At 67.7% G+C, this 14,997-nt stretch carries 15 protein-coding genes and 1 pseudogene; 7 read left to right on the top strand and 9 right to left on the bottom strand.

What is annotated here, in order from left to right; genetic code table 11:
- The 4 genes from PKB_RS15135 to PKB_RS15120 are packed head-to-tail and all read right to left on the bottom strand — an operon-like array spanning window position 1 to window position 2,542.
- A complete protein-coding gene (locus tag PKB_RS15135) occupies window positions 1-402 on the bottom strand; it encodes a DoxX family protein (protein WP_043252972.1) in 402 nt (133 codons plus the stop codon).
- A 19-nt stretch (window positions 403-421) separates the two neighbouring features.
- Window positions 422-1,093, bottom strand: a complete 672-nt coding sequence (locus tag PKB_RS15130; RefSeq protein ID WP_043252970.1) for an alpha/beta hydrolase — start codon at window positions 1,091-1,093, stop codon at window positions 422-424.
- The gene (locus tag PKB_RS15125; protein ID WP_043252969.1) at window positions 1,090-1,902 is read right to left on the bottom strand and encodes a DODA-type extradiol aromatic ring-opening family dioxygenase; all 813 of its coding nucleotides are present in this window, start codon (window positions 1,900-1,902) and stop codon (window positions 1,090-1,092) included. The genes PKB_RS15130 and PKB_RS15125 overlap by 4 nt, the downstream gene beginning before the upstream one ends.
- Before the next feature lie 10 nt (window positions 1,903-1,912).
- On the bottom strand, window positions 1,913-2,542 hold the full coding sequence (locus PKB_RS15120; protein WP_043252968.1) for an NADPH-dependent F420 reductase: 630 nt from the start codon (window positions 2,540-2,542) through the stop codon (window positions 1,913-1,915).
- A gap of 105 nt (window positions 2,543-2,647) precedes the next feature.
- Here PKB_RS15120 and PKB_RS15115 point away from each other — a divergent pair, with 105 nt between their 5' ends.
- Together PKB_RS15115 and PKB_RS15110 are read left to right on the top strand one after the other, a co-directional pair.
- On the top strand, window positions 2,648-3,547 hold the full coding sequence (locus PKB_RS15115) for a LysR family transcriptional regulator (protein WP_043252967.1): 900 nt from the start codon (window positions 2,648-2,650) through the stop codon (window positions 3,545-3,547).
- 168 nt (window positions 3,548-3,715) lie between these two features.
- Window positions 3,716-4,513, top strand: coding sequence for a substrate-binding periplasmic protein (locus PKB_RS15110; protein ID WP_052355298.1), 798 nt, complete (start codon window positions 3,716-3,718; stop codon window positions 4,511-4,513).
- Between the two features lie 93 nt (window positions 4,514-4,606).
- Here PKB_RS15110 and PKB_RS29890 read toward each other — a convergent pair whose 3' ends face one another.
- Window positions 4,607-4,777, bottom strand: coding sequence for a hypothetical protein (locus PKB_RS29890; protein ID WP_167333371.1), 171 nt, complete (start codon window positions 4,775-4,777; stop codon window positions 4,607-4,609).
- A gap of 280 nt (window positions 4,778-5,057) precedes the next feature.
- Here PKB_RS29890 and PKB_RS15105 point away from each other — a divergent pair, with 280 nt between their 5' ends.
- A complete protein-coding gene (locus PKB_RS15105; RefSeq protein ID WP_043252965.1) occupies window positions 5,058-5,267 on the top strand; it encodes a cold-shock protein in 210 nt (69 codons plus the stop codon).
- A gap of 200 nt (window positions 5,268-5,467) precedes the next feature.
- On the opposite strand, the pseudogene PKB_RS29620 reads toward PKB_RS15105, so the two are convergent.
- Together PKB_RS29620 and PKB_RS15100 are read right to left on the bottom strand one after the other, a co-directional pair.
- A pseudogene (locus PKB_RS29620) lies at window positions 5,468-5,647 on the bottom strand (IS5/IS1182 family transposase); the annotation flags it as partial.
- A 118-nt stretch (window positions 5,648-5,765) separates the two neighbouring features.
- Window positions 5,766-6,515 (bottom strand): class I SAM-dependent DNA methyltransferase, encoded by a 750-nt coding sequence (locus tag PKB_RS15100; protein ID WP_043252963.1) that lies wholly within the window; start codon window positions 6,513-6,515, stop codon window positions 5,766-5,768.
- Window positions 6,516-6,838: 323 nt separating this feature from the next.
- Between PKB_RS15100 and PKB_RS15095 the strand changes: the two genes are divergently transcribed.
- The 4 genes from PKB_RS15095 to PKB_RS15080 all read left to right on the top strand — a co-directional run bounded on the left by PKB_RS15095 (window position 6,839) and on the right by PKB_RS15080 (window position 11,561).
- The gene (locus PKB_RS15095; RefSeq protein WP_084166654.1) at window positions 6,839-7,627 is read left to right on the top strand and encodes a polysaccharide deacetylase family protein; all 789 of its coding nucleotides are present in this window, start codon (window positions 6,839-6,841) and stop codon (window positions 7,625-7,627) included.
- Window positions 7,624-8,886, top strand: coding sequence for a putative glycoside hydrolase (locus PKB_RS15090; RefSeq protein WP_043252960.1), 1,263 nt, complete (start codon window positions 7,624-7,626; stop codon window positions 8,884-8,886). The genes PKB_RS15095 and PKB_RS15090 overlap by 4 nt, the downstream gene beginning before the upstream one ends.
- Entirely contained in the window at window positions 8,883-11,174 is a 2,292-nt protein-coding gene (locus PKB_RS15085) for a serine hydrolase (protein WP_043252958.1), read from the top strand. The genes PKB_RS15090 and PKB_RS15085 overlap by 4 nt, the downstream gene beginning before the upstream one ends.
- A gap of 141 nt (window positions 11,175-11,315) precedes the next feature.
- The gene (locus PKB_RS15080; protein ID WP_043252956.1) at window positions 11,316-11,561 is read left to right on the top strand and encodes an acyl carrier protein; all 246 of its coding nucleotides are present in this window, start codon (window positions 11,316-11,318) and stop codon (window positions 11,559-11,561) included.
- Window positions 11,562-11,573: 12 nt separating this feature from the next.
- Here the strand turns inward: PKB_RS15080 and PKB_RS15075 are convergent, their stop codons facing one another.
- Window positions 11,574-12,266 (bottom strand): response regulator, encoded by a 693-nt coding sequence (locus PKB_RS15075; protein ID WP_043252954.1) that lies wholly within the window; start codon window positions 12,264-12,266, stop codon window positions 11,574-11,576.
- Window positions 12,263-14,968, bottom strand: coding sequence for a two-component system sensor histidine kinase KdpD (gene kdpD / locus PKB_RS15070; protein ID WP_043252952.1), 2,706 nt, complete (start codon window positions 14,966-14,968; stop codon window positions 12,263-12,265). Before kdpD ends, PKB_RS15075 begins: the two co-directional genes overlap by 4 nt.
- Between the last annotated feature and the right edge of the window lie 29 nt (window positions 14,969-14,997).

Genomic DNA, 14,997 nt, shown 5'->3' with positions numbered 1-14,997 from the left:
TCAGTCGGCTTTGGCCGGCTTCAGCGCCAGGGCGCCGTCGCCCAGCAGGGCCACGACCAGCGCCGCGACAGCGAGGAACACCGGGTATTCCCAGCCGCCATTGGGGTTGGAGAAGCCCCAGCCGTTGCCGAAGTGCACGCTGGAGGCGGCCAGCAGTTGCACCACCGCCGCGGCGCCGACCCAGCGGCCATAGACGCCCAGCACCAGCATGGCGCCGCCGAGGATCTCGAAGGCGATCACCGGGTAGGCGAGGAAGCCGGGGAAGCCCACCGACTGGAAGAACCCGGCGGTGCCGGCCGGGGTGAACACCAGAAGCTTGGTCAGGCCGTGGGCCAGGAACATCACGCCGAGGGCGACGCGCAGTGCGAGGGCGGCGTAGGGAGCAGTACGGTTGTCGATCATGGTGGTCTCTCCGGGTGGGTTATTCGAGGGGCAGGGTGGCGCGCAGCCAGTCGGCGAGGTCGGCGACTTCTTCGGCGACGATTTCATGGCCCATGTCGTAGCGGTGCGAGCTGTGCCGTACCTGCAGGCGCTGCAGCCAGGCATCGGCGCGCTCGGCCCAGCTCGGCGGCAGCTTGTCGTCGTGGTGGCCGTGGGCGATGAACGCGGACAGCGAACGCAACGCCTCGGGCGCGGCGATGTGCGCCTCGAGCTCGGGCAGGATGCGTCCGCTGAGCAGCGCGAAGCCGGCGACCAGCTGCGGCGCGCTGAGGCCGACGCTGGCACTGAGAATGCCGCCCTGGCTGAAGCCGCCGATCACCGTCGGCACTTTCGGCAGCGCCTCGATGAAGCGCAGCAACTGCACGCGGCTGGCGTCGGCCTGCTCGGCATCTATCACCGGCCCGTTGGCGGTGAAATTCACCTGGAACCAGGCGAAGCCTTGTGGGGCGATTTGCAGCGGCGCGCGCAGCAACAGCACTTCCAGGCCCTTGGGCAGATGCGGCGCGAGCGCGGCAAGGTTGCTCTCGTTGCCGCCCACACCGTGCAGCAGCAGTAGTCGCGCGCGGGGCTCGCCGACGACGGATATGCGGCGGAACTGCAGGCCGGATTCGGGCTCCTGCTGCAAGGTGGCGAAGCTGGCGTTCGGGTTCATGCGGCTTGGCTCTCCGGGGTGTCGGCGCTGCTGAACAGGTAACTGTCCATGGCCAGCATGCCGTAGGCGACGCCGCCTTCCAGAATGCGCAGGCGATAGTCCTCGCCGGCCGCGCCCAGGGCCACGAACAGCGGAATCAGGTGCTCGTCGCTGGGGTGCGCGCGCTCGGCGGCGGGGGCCAGGCGGCGGTAGTCGAACAGGCTCGGCAGGTCATGCTCGGCCAGCGCTTCGGCGGTCCAGGCGGCAAAGCGGGTGACGTACTCCGCCGGGGCACCGTGGTGGCCGCGGAATTCGTAGAGATTGTGGGTCAGGCTGCCGGAGGCGAGCAGCAGCACGCCGGCTTCGCGCAGGGGGCGCAGGGCTTCGCCGAGCTTGAATGCGTTTTCCGGTAGCAGCGGCCAGGGCAGCGAGACCTGCACCACCGGTACATCGGCGGCCGGCATCAGGTGCAGCAGCGGCACCCAGGCGCCGTGGTCGAGGCCGCGCTGGGCGTCGGTCTCGGCTTGCCAGCCGGCATCGGCCAGCAGCTGCTGGATGCGCCCGGCCAGCTCGGGGCTGCCCGCCGCCGGGTATTGCAGGCGGTACAGCTCATCGGCGAAGCCGCCGAAGTCGTGGATGGTCTTGGGCGCGGCGCTGGCGCCGATGCGCACGCCGCCGCGGGTCATCCAGTGCGGCGAGATCACCACGATGGCGGTCGGGCGCGGCAATTCGCGACCCAGCTCGGCTAGGCGCGCACCGGCAATGCCGGGGTCGATGGCAAAGGTCGGCGCGCCGTGGGAGACGAAGAGGACGGGGTAGGCGTTGTTCATGTCCGGGTGCTCACTTGTGCAGCCAGGCGGGGGCGATGGCGGTGCCCAGGCCGGCGCCGTAGCCGAGGTAGATGTTCAGGCCGGCCAGGGGCTCGAGGTAGCGAGCGTTGACCAGGCCGCCGGCGTCGACGGTGTCGAAGCCGAAGCTGTCGGCGAGGGCCATGGCGGTCTGCTTGGCGCGCTCGCTGTCGCTGGCGACGAACACGCTGCCGCGCTGGCCATCGGCGAAGGCCGGGCCGTCGGCCAGCACCTGGGCGAACAGGGTGTTGAAGGCCTTGACCAACTGCACCTGCGGCAGCGCGCGGGCGATCTCCTCGGCGGCGCTGGTGCTATGGCCGAGGGTCAGGCCCATGTAGTCGGGCGTCAGCGGGTTGGTGATATCGATCACCACCTTGCCGCTCAGGTCGCCCAGGCTGCGCAGCGCCGGCAGCGCATCGGCATAGGCCGTGGCGACGATCACCACGGCGCTGTCGCCCAGCGCCTGGTCGGCCGGGTAGGCCTCGACGTTCGGGTACTGCGCGGCCAGGGCGCGGGCCTTGTCCAGGTCGCGGCCGGTGAGGCGGGTGTCATGCCCGGCCTGGGACAGGCGCAGCGCGAAGGCGCTGCCCATGTTGCCGGTGCCGATGAGGGTGATCTTCATGTCTGCCTCGCAAGGCTCGTTGACGATGAGACGTAGCCTATTGGGCGTTTCGTGTGGGATAAACAGGCCTTGGTGTGACTCATAGTTCCGAAAAGTGAGACAAATATGGATCGTGCGCTGGAGATGCAGGTGTTCTGCACTGTGGTCGACAAAGGCAGCTTCACCGCGGCGGTGGACGCCCTGGGGATGTCCAAGGCGGCGGTATCGCGGCATGTCGGCGCTCTGGAAGAGCGCCTGGGCGCGCGCCTGCTGCAGCGCACGACGCGGCGCCTCTCGCTGACCGAGGCGGGGCGGCTGTTCTACCAGCAGGCGCGGGAAATCCTGGCGCTGCTCGATGTCGCCGAGGGCAGCGTGTTGTCCGGTTCCCAGGAGCCCAGCGGCACCTTGCGGGTGAACGTGCCGGTGAGCTTCGGCGTGCAGCACCTGGCGCCGCTGTGGGCCGGCTTCATGGCGGCGCACCCGAAGGTCGAGCTGGACATCGTGCTCAACGACCGCGTGGTCGACCTGGTGGACGAGGGCTACGACATGGCGGTCCGCATCGCCCGCCTGGAAAGCTCGTCGCTGATCGGCCGGCGCCTGGCCTCTACGCGCCTGCGCCTGTGCGCGGCGCCGGAGTACCTTGCGGCGCATCCGCCGATCCTCGCCCCGGCGGACCTCATCGCGCACCAGGTGGTGGCCTACAGCAACTTCGCCAGCGGCAACGAGTGGCGCTTCGACGGCCCGGACGGGCCGGTCAGCGTGCAGACCCGCCCCGCCGTGCGCTGCAACAACGGCGACAGTTGCCGGGCCATTGCACTGAGCGGCGGCGGGGTGATCCTGCAACCCAGCTTCATGCTGCACGAGGACCTGCGCCGCGGCACCCTGGTGGAAATCCTCCCGCACTATCGCTCGCTCGATCTGGGCATCTACGCCGTCTATCCCTCGCGCAAGCACCTGGCGGCCAAGGTGCGTGCGCTGGTCGACTATCTGAGTGAGCGTCTGCGTGGCGCCGACTGGGGCGACTGAGCCAGCGAAATTTCGCCGCGAACACTGCGTCGAGGGTGTTTCGTAATGGCACTTTGGAAAGCTATTCTTTCGGTCGCCCTATTTGGATGCTGCGCAAGCGCCGAACAGGCGCGCCACCTTATAAGAAACCGCCGAAATCGCAGCGCAGGCCATTGTTCGGGACTCCCTATGCTTCGCCGATCCTTCGCCCGTTTCCCCCTGATCGCCCGTGCCGGGTACTTCAGCCGACTAGGCGCTGGCCTGTTGCTGCTGGCGCTGGCTGGTGTGGGCGTGGCAGCGGAACGTGCGCCGCTGCGGGTGATGACCGACTACTGGCCGCCGTTCCGCATCGCCGGCGAAGGCGAACGCATCACCGGCCTGGACATGGACCTGCTGGCCGAGCTCGAACGCCGCACCGGCCTGCATTTCGACGTGCATCGCGCGCCCTGGGCGCGCGGCCTGGCCGCACTGCAGAGCGGCCAGGCGGACCTGATGACCGGCCTTGCGCGCACCCCTGACCGCGAGCGCTACATCGACTACCTGGCCCAGCCGTACTACGCCTGCGCGCCGCGCCTGTACGCGACCAAGGAAGTGGCCGGGCAGATCAACCGCTACGAAGACCTGCGCGGCCACACCATCGGCTACGTGCTGGAGTCTGCCTACTTCGAGCCCTTCGATTCGGACAAGAAGCTCAAGAAGTTCGGCGTGAGCAACGAAACCCAGCTGTTGCAGATGCTCACCCTGGGCCGCCTGCAACTGGTGATCGGCACCGACTGCCAGGTCGACTACGAACTGCGCGACCCGCAGCTGGCGCAACGCATCGCCAAGACCCGCTACCAGCCCGACAGCCGCACCGATCTCTATATCGGCTTCTCCCGCCAGCGCCCGTTGGGCTCCGAGCGCCAACTGATCGAAGCCGCCCTGCGGCAGATGCTCAGCGAAGGCTGGATGCAGCGCGCCGCCAGCCGCTACCAGCCCGGCCCCTAGTGTCGAAGGCGATCGCCGGATCGCGCTGAATGACGTGAATAAAAAAGGCCGTATCGATAGATACGGCCTTTTTCTACGGCACCCGCGGGAAACTCAGGCTTCGGGCTTCTTGGGCTTGGCGAGGGTGAATTCAGCCCGTTTGTACGGCTCCTTGCGGCCATACCTTCCTGATGGGATCTCCTGGATCTCACCGCCTTTTGACAGGAACGCTGAGATTTTCTTATCCAGCTCCGAACGTGCTTTGTTTGTCTCGAACTCGGACATTGGGTCACCTGAGGTGATGAGCCACCAGGCTGGTGGCTAGCGGTCACTATACGCAGCAAATGCGCGCAAAACCGACCATTCGACAGATTTATGCAGTTTCCTGAGAAATCGCTACCTATTCCGCGCCAAATCTGTATGCTTCGTGGCCTGCCTGCGGTTTAGCGGCACCGTTCGATGATTTGTCTTCACGATTCTCCATCTCTGCGGCCCTCTTCACTTCGCATACAGTCTCGCCACGCATGTCGCATGGCCTGATTCCTTCATTGATTGGAGATTCATCATGGCAACTCGCCAAACCGGTACCGTCAAATGGTTCAACGCTGACAAGGGCTTCGGCTTCATCACCCCGGAAAGCGGCCCGGACGTATTCGTCCACTTCCGCGCCATCGAAGGCACCGGCTACAAAACCCTGGATGAAGGCCAGCGCGTTTCCTTCAGCGTCACCAACGGCCAGAAAGGCCTGCAAGCTGATCAAGTACAAGTGATCTAAGCGCCTGCAACGAGAAAGCCCCGCCAATCAGACTGTGTGAAAACACGCTGTGAGCAAGGCTAATCAAACGCCCCGACTGGTTCGGGGCGTTTGCTTTTCTGAGGGTTCATCCCATCAGCTCAATCAGGCGACGCGCGCCGAATACCCACTGTTTCAGGTTACCGGAGGGGTGTTCGACGATCGCCCGGCGCTTGGCCATCATCTCCGGCCGGGCGTCCAACCTTGCTCGCCTGCGCCTTGCTGAAGCCAAGTCGCTGCAGATCCAGTCGCGCCACATAGGCCTCGATCACGCGGACCAGATGTTCTTCAGGGACCAACTCATCCAGCGACTCCGGAAACAAGCTGCCCTGATCACGCTCTTCACCGCGGATATAGCCCATAAAAGACAATGCCCGTATCGATCGATACGGGCATTGTCTTTGGCTTGTGCTCAGACGGCTAGGTTTTCACACAGTCTGCAATGCGGGGCTTTTTTGTTTCTGGCGCAAGGCCGCGCGTTCAGCGCTTCACGCAGACGAACAAGGCATTCCCGGAAGCGCCGCCCCAGGGCGTGATTCGTTCGTAGTCGTGCTCGAAGACGTGCACCTCGAAATGCGGCTCCAACAGTGCCTGCATCTCGTCGAAGCCCAGTGCGACCATGGCGTGTTCGTCCTGCCAGCTCTGGGTCACGCCGGCCGTGGTCTTCTCGATGCTCAGACGCAGCGCCTGCCGCTCGCCCTCGCCGCAGTAATACCAGCCCGAACCGAAGGTGAACTGGCTGCCTTCGTGCTCCACGCTGTGGCGCACGAACGAGTCGTTGTCGATCAGCCGCTTGTCCACGCTGTTGAAACAGAACACGCCACCCTCGGCGAGTGCGCCATGCACGCTGGCCAGGCAATCCCGCAGCCGCTCCAGCCCAGCGTTGTAGTGGATCGAGTAGAGGAAGCAGGTGATCAGGTCCAGCGGCTCGTCTACGTGGAAACTGCCCATGTCCTGGCAGATGAACTGCGCCTCGGGGCAACGCTGCTGGGCGATGTCCAGCATCGGCTGGTTGATGTCCAACCCGGCGCTGGCGTAGCCGCAGTCGAAGTCGAGGAAATGGCGCACATGCGGCCCGGTTCCACAGCCGAGGTCCAGGTGCCGACGCCCCGAATTGCCGAACAGCTGGTGCAATCGGCGCACACTGTGGCTCTGCGCCTGGTAGTCGATGTCGGCGCACATCAGGTCGTAGTAGGAAGACAGGTCGGTGTAGAGCGCGTTCGAGGACATAGGCAGCCAGCGGGGAGGGCGGAGGTTTCGGCGCGGCATGTTACCTCAGTCCCGGCCGTTGCCCGACGAAATCAGACGGCCCGGCAAGGCCTGACTTCGGCTTCGTAGGATGGGTTGAGGCACGAAACCCATGCGGTCGCGGTCCGAGCCGACAGAACATAAGCTCAACCCATCCGGTCGTCGCCAGACCCTGCACGGACCCCGTCCGCATCCATGTTCCGGGCAGTATCAGTGCCTTTCCCGCCCGGCTGGGCCATGGTTTTCGCCCCCTGGCCGCGGACTATGCTCAAGGTATCCGCCTTTCCCTCCGGTCAGTGCAGCGCATGAAACTCCAGCGACGTTTCACCCGGCTGATGTGCTCGCTGGCCTTGCTGTTGCCGCTCGTAGCTCAAGCACGCCAGTTGCCCATCCTCGTGTACCACCGTTTCGCGCCCCAGGCCGTGGACAGCATGACCGTGCGCACCGAAGCCTTCGAGGCGCAGCTCGGGCTGATCGAGGCCGGCGGCTACCGGGTCATCCCGCTGCGCCAGGTGGTGGACTATCTGGCCGGCCGGTCCCCCGCGCCGCCCCCGCGGTCGCTGGTGATCACCGTCGACGACGGCCACGAATCGGTGTTCCGGGTGATGTATCCGATCATCCAGCGCCGCCGGATTCCGGTGACCCTGTTCATCTATCCCTCGGCGATCAGCAACGCCAGCTATGCCATGACCTGGGCGCAGTTGGCCGAGCTGCGCGACAGCCAGCTGTTCGACATCCAGTCGCACACCTACTGGCACCCCAACTTCATGCGCGAGCGCCGGCGCCTGGACCCGGTGGCCTATGCACACCTGGTCGATGACCAACTGACGCGCTCGCGGGCTGTGCTCGAAAAGCGCCTGGGCCGCCCGGTCGACCTGCTGGCCTGGCCGTTCGGTCTGTGGGATGCCGAGCTGGAGCAGCACGCCGCGGCGGCCGGCTACGTAGCCGCCTTCACCCTGGATCACCGGCCGGTGCGCCAGGGGGACGACCTCATGGCCTTGCCGCGCTACCTGATAACCGACGCGGTGAATGCCAAGGCGTTCGCCGCGATCCTGCGCCTTGCGGACGACGGCACGGAGGAGGGGACACGATGAGGACCGCCTGCCGCGGGATATGCCTGGCATCGCTGCTGGTCCTGGCCGCGTCGGCGCACGCGGGTATCGCCGCCGTCGAAGTGCTGGACGACGCTACCGGCCACCCGATTGCCGGGGCCAGTGTCACGGTGGGGGACCGTGAGGCGAAAACCGCCGCCGACGGCCGACTGTCCCTGGCCGCGCCGGCGCAGTCGCTGGGCATACGGGCGCCGGGCTACCAGCGGCAACAACTGCAGGACGACTCTCCGACGCCGCGCCAGCAAACCATCCGGCTCACGCCGTTCCATCCCAAGGCGCTCTACCTGTCGTACTACGGCATCGGCAGCCAGGCGCTGCGCGACGCTGCCCTGCGGCTCATTGGCAGCACCGAGCTCAATGCCCTGGTGATCGACGTCAAGGGCGACCGTGGCCGCATTCCCTACCGCAGCACGGTGCCACTGGCGGTAGGGAGCGGTGCGCAGAAGTCGATCACGGTGCGCGACATGCCCGCGCTGATTGGCCAATTGCATGCCCGCGGAATCTACCTGATAGCGCGAATAGTCGCGTTCAAGGACGACTCGCTGGCCCGCTTGCACCCGGAGTGGGGGGTGCATGTCCCGGACGGCGGGCTCTATGTCGACCGCGAGGGCCTGGCCTGGACCGACCCCTTCCGTTCCGAGGTGCGCGATTACGTGCTCGACGTGGCCGAGGAGGCCGCGCGCCTGGGGTTCGACGAGATCCAGTTCGACTACCTGCGCCTGCCGGACCATCCCGGGCTGGTGTTCGCCAGGCGCCCGACGCTGGCCAACCGGGTCGAGGCGATCAACGGTTTCCTCGCCGAGGCCCGCGGCCGCCTGGCGCCGTATAATGTGTTCCTTTCCGCGGACATTTTCGGCTACGTGCTCTGGAACCTGGACGATACCGGCATCGGCCAGCGCCTGGAGGATATGGTGCAATACCTGGACTACGTGTCACCCATGCTTTACCCCTCCGGCTTCCAGTTCGGCATTCCCGGCTACAAGAACCCGGTGGCCGTCCCGCGCGAGATCGTCGAGCTCTCCCTGCAGAACGCCCGCCGCCGCACCGGCGTGTCGAGCCTGCGCTTCAGGCCCTGGCTGCAGGCCTTTCGCGACTACGCCTTCGACCACCGCACCTTCGGCGCGGAGCAGATCCGCGCGCAGATCGAAGGCGCCGAAGCCTTCGGCAGCGCCGGCTGGATGCTCTGGAACCCGCGCAACGCCTATGGACCCGACGGCCTGAAGGGGGAGGCGCAGCCATGAAGCGCTGGCTCCTGCTGCTCGCATTGACCTGCGCCTGGCCCGCCGTCGCCCGGGTGCCGGACCCGGCCGCCCTGCAGCGCATCGCCGGCATCGTGCAGGACGAGATCGCCGCCGGGCACCTGCCCGGCGCGGTGGTGCAGATCGGTGGCGAAAACGGTGTCTACTACCGCGCCGCCTATGGCGAGCGGGAGGTGCGTCCCGAGCACCTGCCAATGACCCCGGATACGATCTTCGACCTGGCCTCGCTCACCAAGGTGGTGGCCACCACCACGGCGATCATGCAGTTGTCGGAACGGGGCCGGCTCGACCTGGACGCGCCCGTCGCCCGCTACTGGCCGGCCTTCGCCGCGAACGGCAAGGCGCCGATCAGGGTGCGCGACCTGCTCACCCATTATTCCGGCCTGCCGGCCGACCTCGACCTGAGCCGCCCGTGGAAGGGCCGTTCCGCCGCACTGGAGCGGATCATCGCGGTGCGCCCGACCGATCCGCCGGGCGAGCGTTACCGCTACAGCGACATCAATTTCGAGGTCCTGGGCGAGTTGGTCGAACGGGTCTCGGGCGAGCCCCTCGAACGCTATTGCCAGGCCCATGTCTTCGCGCCGCTGGGCATGCGCGACAGCGGCTTCCTACCGGCGCCGTCGCCGCGAATTGCCCCGACCGCGCACGGTCGCCAGGGTGTGGTGCATGACCCGACCGCCTGGCGCATGGGCGGCGTGGCGGGGCACGCCGGGGGGTTCTCGAGCGCCGACGACCTGGCGCGTTTCGCCCGCATGCTGCTGGCCGGCGGTTCGCTGGACGGCGTGCGCGTGCTCAAGAGCGCAAGCGTCGAAGCCATGACCCTGCCGCAATCGCCGAGCGGCCAGGCGCGCCTGCGTGGCCTGGGCTGGGACATCGCGGCACCCTTCGCCAGCGACCGCGACACCCTCGCGCCGGTCGGCGCCTATGGCCACACCGGCTTCACCGGGACCTCGCTGTGGATCGACCCGGTGGCGCGGCTCTACGTGATCCTGCTGAGCAACCGCGTCCACCCCGATGACGGTGGCGACGCCGGGCCGCTGCGCGATCGGGTGGCCGAGGCGGTCGGCGCCGCGCTGGGGCCGCTCACCGATGCCGACATCGCCAGCGCCAGGCCGGCGCTGGCCCGCTATGCGGCTGCCCGGCAGGTGGTCAGCAGCGGACTGGACGTCCTCGCCGAAGACGGTTTCGCGCCGCTGCGCGGGCTCAGGGTCGGGCTGATCACCAACCAGACCGGGATCGACCGCAAGGGCCGGCGCAACATCGACCTGCTGCGCGAGGCCCCGGGCGTGAAGCTGGTCGCGCTGTTCAGCCCGGAGCACGGCCTGTACGGCAAGCTCGACGAGAAGGTCGCCTCGGGCGCCGAGCCCTCCACCGGCCTGCCGGTCTATAGCCTGTATGGGGAGACGCGCCGGCCGAGCGACGCGATGCTCGCCGGCGTCGACGCCCTGGTGTTCGACATCCAGGACGCCGGCGCGCGGTTCTACACCTACGGCACCACGCTCGCCTATGCCATGGAGGCGGCGGCCCGCAAGGGCATCCCGATCTGGGTGCTGGACCGCCCCGACCCGATTGGCGGGGCGCAGGTCCAGGGGCCGATGCTCGATGCCGGGCGCACCTCCTTCACCGGCTACTGGCCGATCCCGGTCCGCCCCGGCATGACCCTCGGCGAGCTCGCCGGCTTCTACAATCAGGAGGCGGCGATCCATGCCGACCTGCACGTGGTCACCATGCGCGGCTACTCCCGGCGCGACTGGTTCGACGACACGGGGCTGGCCTGGGTGAACCCGTCGCCGAACCTCAGGAGCCTCGGCCAGACGGCGCTCTACCCGGGCGTCGGCATGATCGAGGGGGCGAACATCAGCGTCGGCCGCGGCACCGACAGCCCCTTCGAGCAGGTCGGCGCGCCCTGGATCGACGGCCGCGAACTCGCCCGTTACCTGGCCACGCGGCGGATCGCCGGGGCGAGCTTTTCCGCCGTGACCTTCACACCCGACAGCGGCCCCTACCATGGCCAGGCCTGCCGGGGCGTGCGCATCAGCGTCAGCGATCGCGACGCGCTGGATTCGCCCGCCCTGGGCGTGGAGCTGGCCGCCGCACTGCATCGCCTGTATCCGGACAGGTTCCGCCTGGACGAGACCCTGGGCGGCATAGGGTCGGCCACCGTGGTCGCGTCCATTCGCGCCGGCGCCGACCCGCGAGCGATAGCGGCCGGCTGGCAAGGCGAGCTGGAGGCCTTCCAGGCGCGCCGCGCGCGCTTCCTGTTGTATTGACCGGGCCTCCGACCTCGAGCGGATGAAGGCGTCGGGAGGCAGTTGATCGACATCAACAAGTGCAGGCGGCGCCTCGCCATACTGCGCTAGTGGCTGTTTCACGAAGCCATTCGATGAACTCATGCGGTTGAAGGAGTGCTTATGAACGACGCAACCCATGCACGGCTGGTGTACCAGGCTCTTTACAACGTGGCGCCCGACCTGGAGGAGGAGTCCCTCGACCCGGAGGTCCGCTTCGACGAGCAGTTCGAATTCGACGAGACGGATTTCGCGCGCTTCGTGGCGGAGCTGCACCGTCTGACCGGCGTGACGATTCCGCATCAGGACTACCCGGAGCTGGCGACTCTGGCCAATGCGGTGGCCTACCTGGAGCGCAAGCACGGCTGATCGGGGCCGAGCCTAGGGCACGAAACGATAGCCGACGCCGACCTCCGTCAGCAGGTGGCGCGGTCGGGCGGGTTCCTCTTCGATCTTCTTGCGCAGGTTGGCCATGAATACCCGCAGATAGTGGGTGTCTTCCGTGTGGCTGGGGCCCCAGACCGCCCGCAGCAGGTGCAGGTGGGTCAGGACCCGGTCGGGGTGCGTGCACAGGTGGACCAGCAGGCGGTACTCCAGGCGGGTGAGGTGCAGGGGGGCGCCGTCGCGTTCGACGCTGCGCCGGTTGAGGTCGATGCAGATGCCGCCGAAGCAGACCTGCGCGCCGGCTTCGCTGTCGTGAGGATGACGCCGGCGCAACTGGCTGCGCACCCGGGCCAGCAGCTCGCCGGTGCCGAAGGGCTTGGCCAGGTAGTCGTCGGCGCCGCTGTCCAACGCGCTGATCTTCGAGGCTTCGCTGTCTCGTGCGGAGAGCACGATGATCGACACCTCCGACCAGGTGCGCAGGTCACGGATCAGTTCGATGCCGTCGCCGTCGGGCAGCCCCAGGTCGAGGATGATCAGGTCGGGCGCGCGCGAGCCGGCTTCGAGCAGGCCGCGCTGCAGGCCCTCGGCCTCGTATACCTCCAGTGCCTCGGCTTCCAGGGCCATGCGCACGACACGGCGGATGGTGGCGTCGTCCTCGACCACCAGTATTCGTGTGGGGAGTTCGTTCATGGCTGCCTCTGCGTATCGTCGGGTTCGTCTTCCACCGGCACCTGAGGCGGTTCGCCACGCGGCAGGGTGATGAGGAAGCGCGCGCCGCCGCCGGGGCGGTTGCTGGCGCTGATGCTGCCGCCGTGGGCTTCGATGATGGTCCTGCAGAGCGCCAGGCCAAGGCCCATTCCGGGGATGGCGCTCTCCTTACGGCCACGTTCGAACTTGTTGAAGATGGTCGCTTCGCGCCCGGGCGGCACGCCGGGGCCCCAGTCGTCGATCCACAGCTCGAAGCTCTTGCGGCGAGCGGCCGCGCCAATGTGGATGGGCGTGCCCGGCGGGGTGTACTTGGCGGCGTTCTCCAGCAGGTTGACCAGCACCCGCTCGAACAGCACGGCATCGACCTGCACCAGCGGCATGTCGGCGGGCAGGGCGACCTCGACCTGGCGTTCGCCCAGTGCCAGCCGGCAAGTCGCCAGGGCGCTGCCGATGGTTTCCTCGAGCGGTTGCCAGGCGCGCTTGAGCTCGACCGCGCCGGACTCCAGCCGCGCCATGTCCAGCAGGTTGTTGAGCAGGTTGTTCATGCGCAGGGTCAGCTCGCGGATACCGTTGGCCAGCTCCAGGTGCGCGCCGCCCAGCGGCGGCTGGGCCTGCACCAGGGCTTCTGCCAGGCCCACCAGCGACGTCAGCGGCGTACGAAGGTCATGGGAAATGGCGCCGATCAGGGAATTGCGCATGCGCTCCGATTCCATCTGCAAGGTGCTGCTCTGGGCCACCTCGATGTAGTGGATGCGTTCCAGGGAGATCGCCAGCAGGGAGGCGCAGGTGTCGAGCAGCCGGCGCTGTTCGGGTATGGCCAGTCGCGCGTTTTCGCGCGGCTGTATGGCGAGCACTCCGCGCACGCGCATGGGGGCAGTGAGCGGCAGGTACAGCGTCGGCCCGGCCGGCAGGGTGTCGGTGCCGTGCCCGGCGGGCTCTTCCTTGTCGAAGCACCACTGGGCGACCGCCGCATCCACTTCCGCCAGTTCGTCGGTCGGCACTGGCGGACGCAGGCGGTCCTGCAGGTCGGTCACGAAGAGCGCCGAGCGGGCGTTGAGCTCGCTGGCGAGGAACTGGCTGGCGATGTCGGCGACCTGCTCGATCATCAGCGCGGCGGACAGCTGCCGGGACATCTCGTAGAGGCCGCGCATGCGGTCCTCGCCGCCCTGCGCGACCCGCGCCTGGTAGGTCAGCCCGGCGGCCATCTGGCCGATGACCAGGGCGACCACCAGCATGACGGCGAAGGTCACCAGGTACTGCACGCCGCTGATCGCCAGGGTGAAACGCGGCGGCACGAAGAAGAAGTCGAAGGACGCCACCGCCAGGAACGCCGCCAGCACCGCCGGGCCCCGCCCGCAGCGCACCGCGACGGCGACCACGGCGAGGAGGAACAGCATGACGATGTTGGTCCGCTCGAAGACCTCTGTCAGCGGCGTGGCGACAAGGGTGATCGCGCCCACCGCGAGGACCGCCATGAGGTACCCGGGCAGGTACGGAGGGGAACCGGGACCCCTGGGCGCCTCCTCGGTCCTGCCGCCGCGTGTGGCCGGCAGGGCGATCTGCAGCAGGTCGAGGTCGGCGCCCTGCGCGGCGATCCGGTCCGCCAGGCCCGCGCGCCAGCGCCAGCTGCGCGAGCCACCGCGACGGCCGAGAACCACCTTCGACAGATTGTGCTGGCGGGCATACTTGACCAGGACTTCCGCTTCATCCTGGCCCGCCAGCACGGCGATTTCCGCACCCAGCTCCTGGGCCAGCTTCAGCGTTCGCAATGTGCGCTGACGGCGGGCCTCCGGCAGGCGCTGCAGTCTGGGCGTCTCGACGTAGACGGCGTGCCAGGGCACGTCGAGCTGGGACGCCAGGCGGGCACTGGAACGCACGGTCTTCTCGTCCTGTTCATTGATCCCGACGCCCACCAGCAGGGAGCCGCGCGTGCCCCAGACCGGCTGCGACAGGATGCGCCCGCGGTACTCCAGCATCTCGCTGTCGACGCGGTCGGCGGTGCGACGCAGGGCCAGTTCGCGCAGGGCGATCAGGTTGCCCTTGCGGAAGAAGTTGCGCACCGCGCGTTCGGCCTGATGGGCCAGGTAGACCTTGCCTTCCTTCAAGCGCTGCAGCAGATCGTCGGGCGGCAGGTCCACCATCACCACTTCGTCGGCACCGTCGAAGATGCGGTCGGGCACCGTTTCCCAGACCCGGATGCCGGTGATGCTGCCGACGATGTCGTTGAGGCTCTCCAGGTGCTGCACGTTCATCGTCGACCATACATGGATGCCGGCGGCGAGCAGCTCCTCGACGTCCTGCCAGCGCTTGGGATGGCGGGAGCCGGCGACGTTGGAGTGGGCCAGTTCGTCGATCAGGATCAGCGGCGGGTGGCGGGCGAGGGCACCATCGAGGTCGAACTCGCCGAGGCGTCGCCCCTTGTATTCGACCTGCCGCAGCGGCAGTCGCTCGAGCCCTTGCAGCAGTGCCTCGGTCTCGGCGCGGCCATGGGTTTCCACGACGCCCACCAGCACCTGGGTACCCTGGGCCAGCGCTGCGCGCGCCGCCGAGAGCATGGCGTAGGTCTTGCCGACGCCGGCGCAGGCGCCGAAGAAAATCTTCAGCCGGCCACGCTGTTGCTGGGCTTCGTCCTGCCGAATCTGCGCCAGCAACTGGTCGGGGTCCGGGCGTTGCGTGTCGCTCATCGCGGTCCTGCCTCAAGCGCAGCCGTCAC

The organism is Pseudomonas knackmussii B13 (genome assembly GCF_000689415.1).
In the GTDB taxonomy this organism is placed as follows: Bacteria; Pseudomonadota; Gammaproteobacteria; order Pseudomonadales; family Pseudomonadaceae; genus Pseudomonas; species Pseudomonas knackmussii.
Note: the sequence above shows the minus strand (reverse complement) of the source record. Positions and strands in the feature narration are given on the sequence as shown.

What these genes read in the sequence shown, in the direction of transcription:
- PKB_RS15135 (WP_043252972.1), bottom strand. Translation starts at nt 402, where the DNA reads ATGATCGACAACCGTACTGCTCCCTACGCCGCCCTCGCACTGCGCGTC.
- PKB_RS15130 (WP_043252970.1), bottom strand. Translation starts at nt 1,093, where the DNA reads ATGAACCCGAACGCCAGCTTCGCCACCTTGCAGCAGGAGCCCGAATCC.
- PKB_RS15125 (WP_043252969.1), bottom strand. Translation starts at nt 1,902, where the DNA reads ATGAACAACGCCTACCCCGTCCTCTTCGTCTCCCACGGCGCGCCGACC.
- PKB_RS15120 (WP_043252968.1), bottom strand. Translation starts at nt 2,542, where the DNA reads ATGAAGATCACCCTCATCGGCACCGGCAACATGGGCAGCGCCTTCGCG.
- PKB_RS15115 (WP_043252967.1), top strand. Translation starts at nt 2,648, where the DNA reads ATGGATCGTGCGCTGGAGATGCAGGTGTTCTGCACTGTGGTCGACAAA.
- PKB_RS15110 (WP_052355298.1), top strand. Translation starts at nt 3,716, where the DNA reads ATGCTTCGCCGATCCTTCGCCCGTTTCCCCCTGATCGCCCGTGCCGGG.
- PKB_RS29890 (WP_167333371.1), bottom strand. Translation starts at nt 4,777, where the DNA reads ATGTCCGAGTTCGAGACAAACAAAGCACGTTCGGAGCTGGATAAGAAA.
- PKB_RS15105 (WP_043252965.1), top strand. Translation starts at nt 5,058, where the DNA reads ATGGCAACTCGCCAAACCGGTACCGTCAAATGGTTCAACGCTGACAAG.
- PKB_RS15100 (WP_043252963.1), bottom strand. Translation starts at nt 6,515, where the DNA reads ATGTCCTCGAACGCGCTCTACACCGACCTGTCTTCCTACTACGACCTG.
- PKB_RS15095 (WP_084166654.1), top strand. Translation starts at nt 6,839, where the DNA reads ATGAAACTCCAGCGACGTTTCACCCGGCTGATGTGCTCGCTGGCCTTG.
- PKB_RS15090 (WP_043252960.1), top strand. Translation starts at nt 7,624, where the DNA reads ATGAGGACCGCCTGCCGCGGGATATGCCTGGCATCGCTGCTGGTCCTG.
- PKB_RS15085 (WP_043252958.1), top strand. Translation starts at nt 8,883, where the DNA reads ATGAAGCGCTGGCTCCTGCTGCTCGCATTGACCTGCGCCTGGCCCGCC.
- PKB_RS15080 (WP_043252956.1), top strand. Translation starts at nt 11,316, where the DNA reads ATGAACGACGCAACCCATGCACGGCTGGTGTACCAGGCTCTTTACAAC.
- PKB_RS15075 (WP_043252954.1), bottom strand. Translation starts at nt 12,266, where the DNA reads ATGAACGAACTCCCCACACGAATACTGGTGGTCGAGGACGACGCCACC.
- kdpD (WP_043252952.1), bottom strand. Translation starts at nt 14,968, where the DNA reads ATGAGCGACACGCAACGCCCGGACCCCGACCAGTTGCTGGCGCAGATT.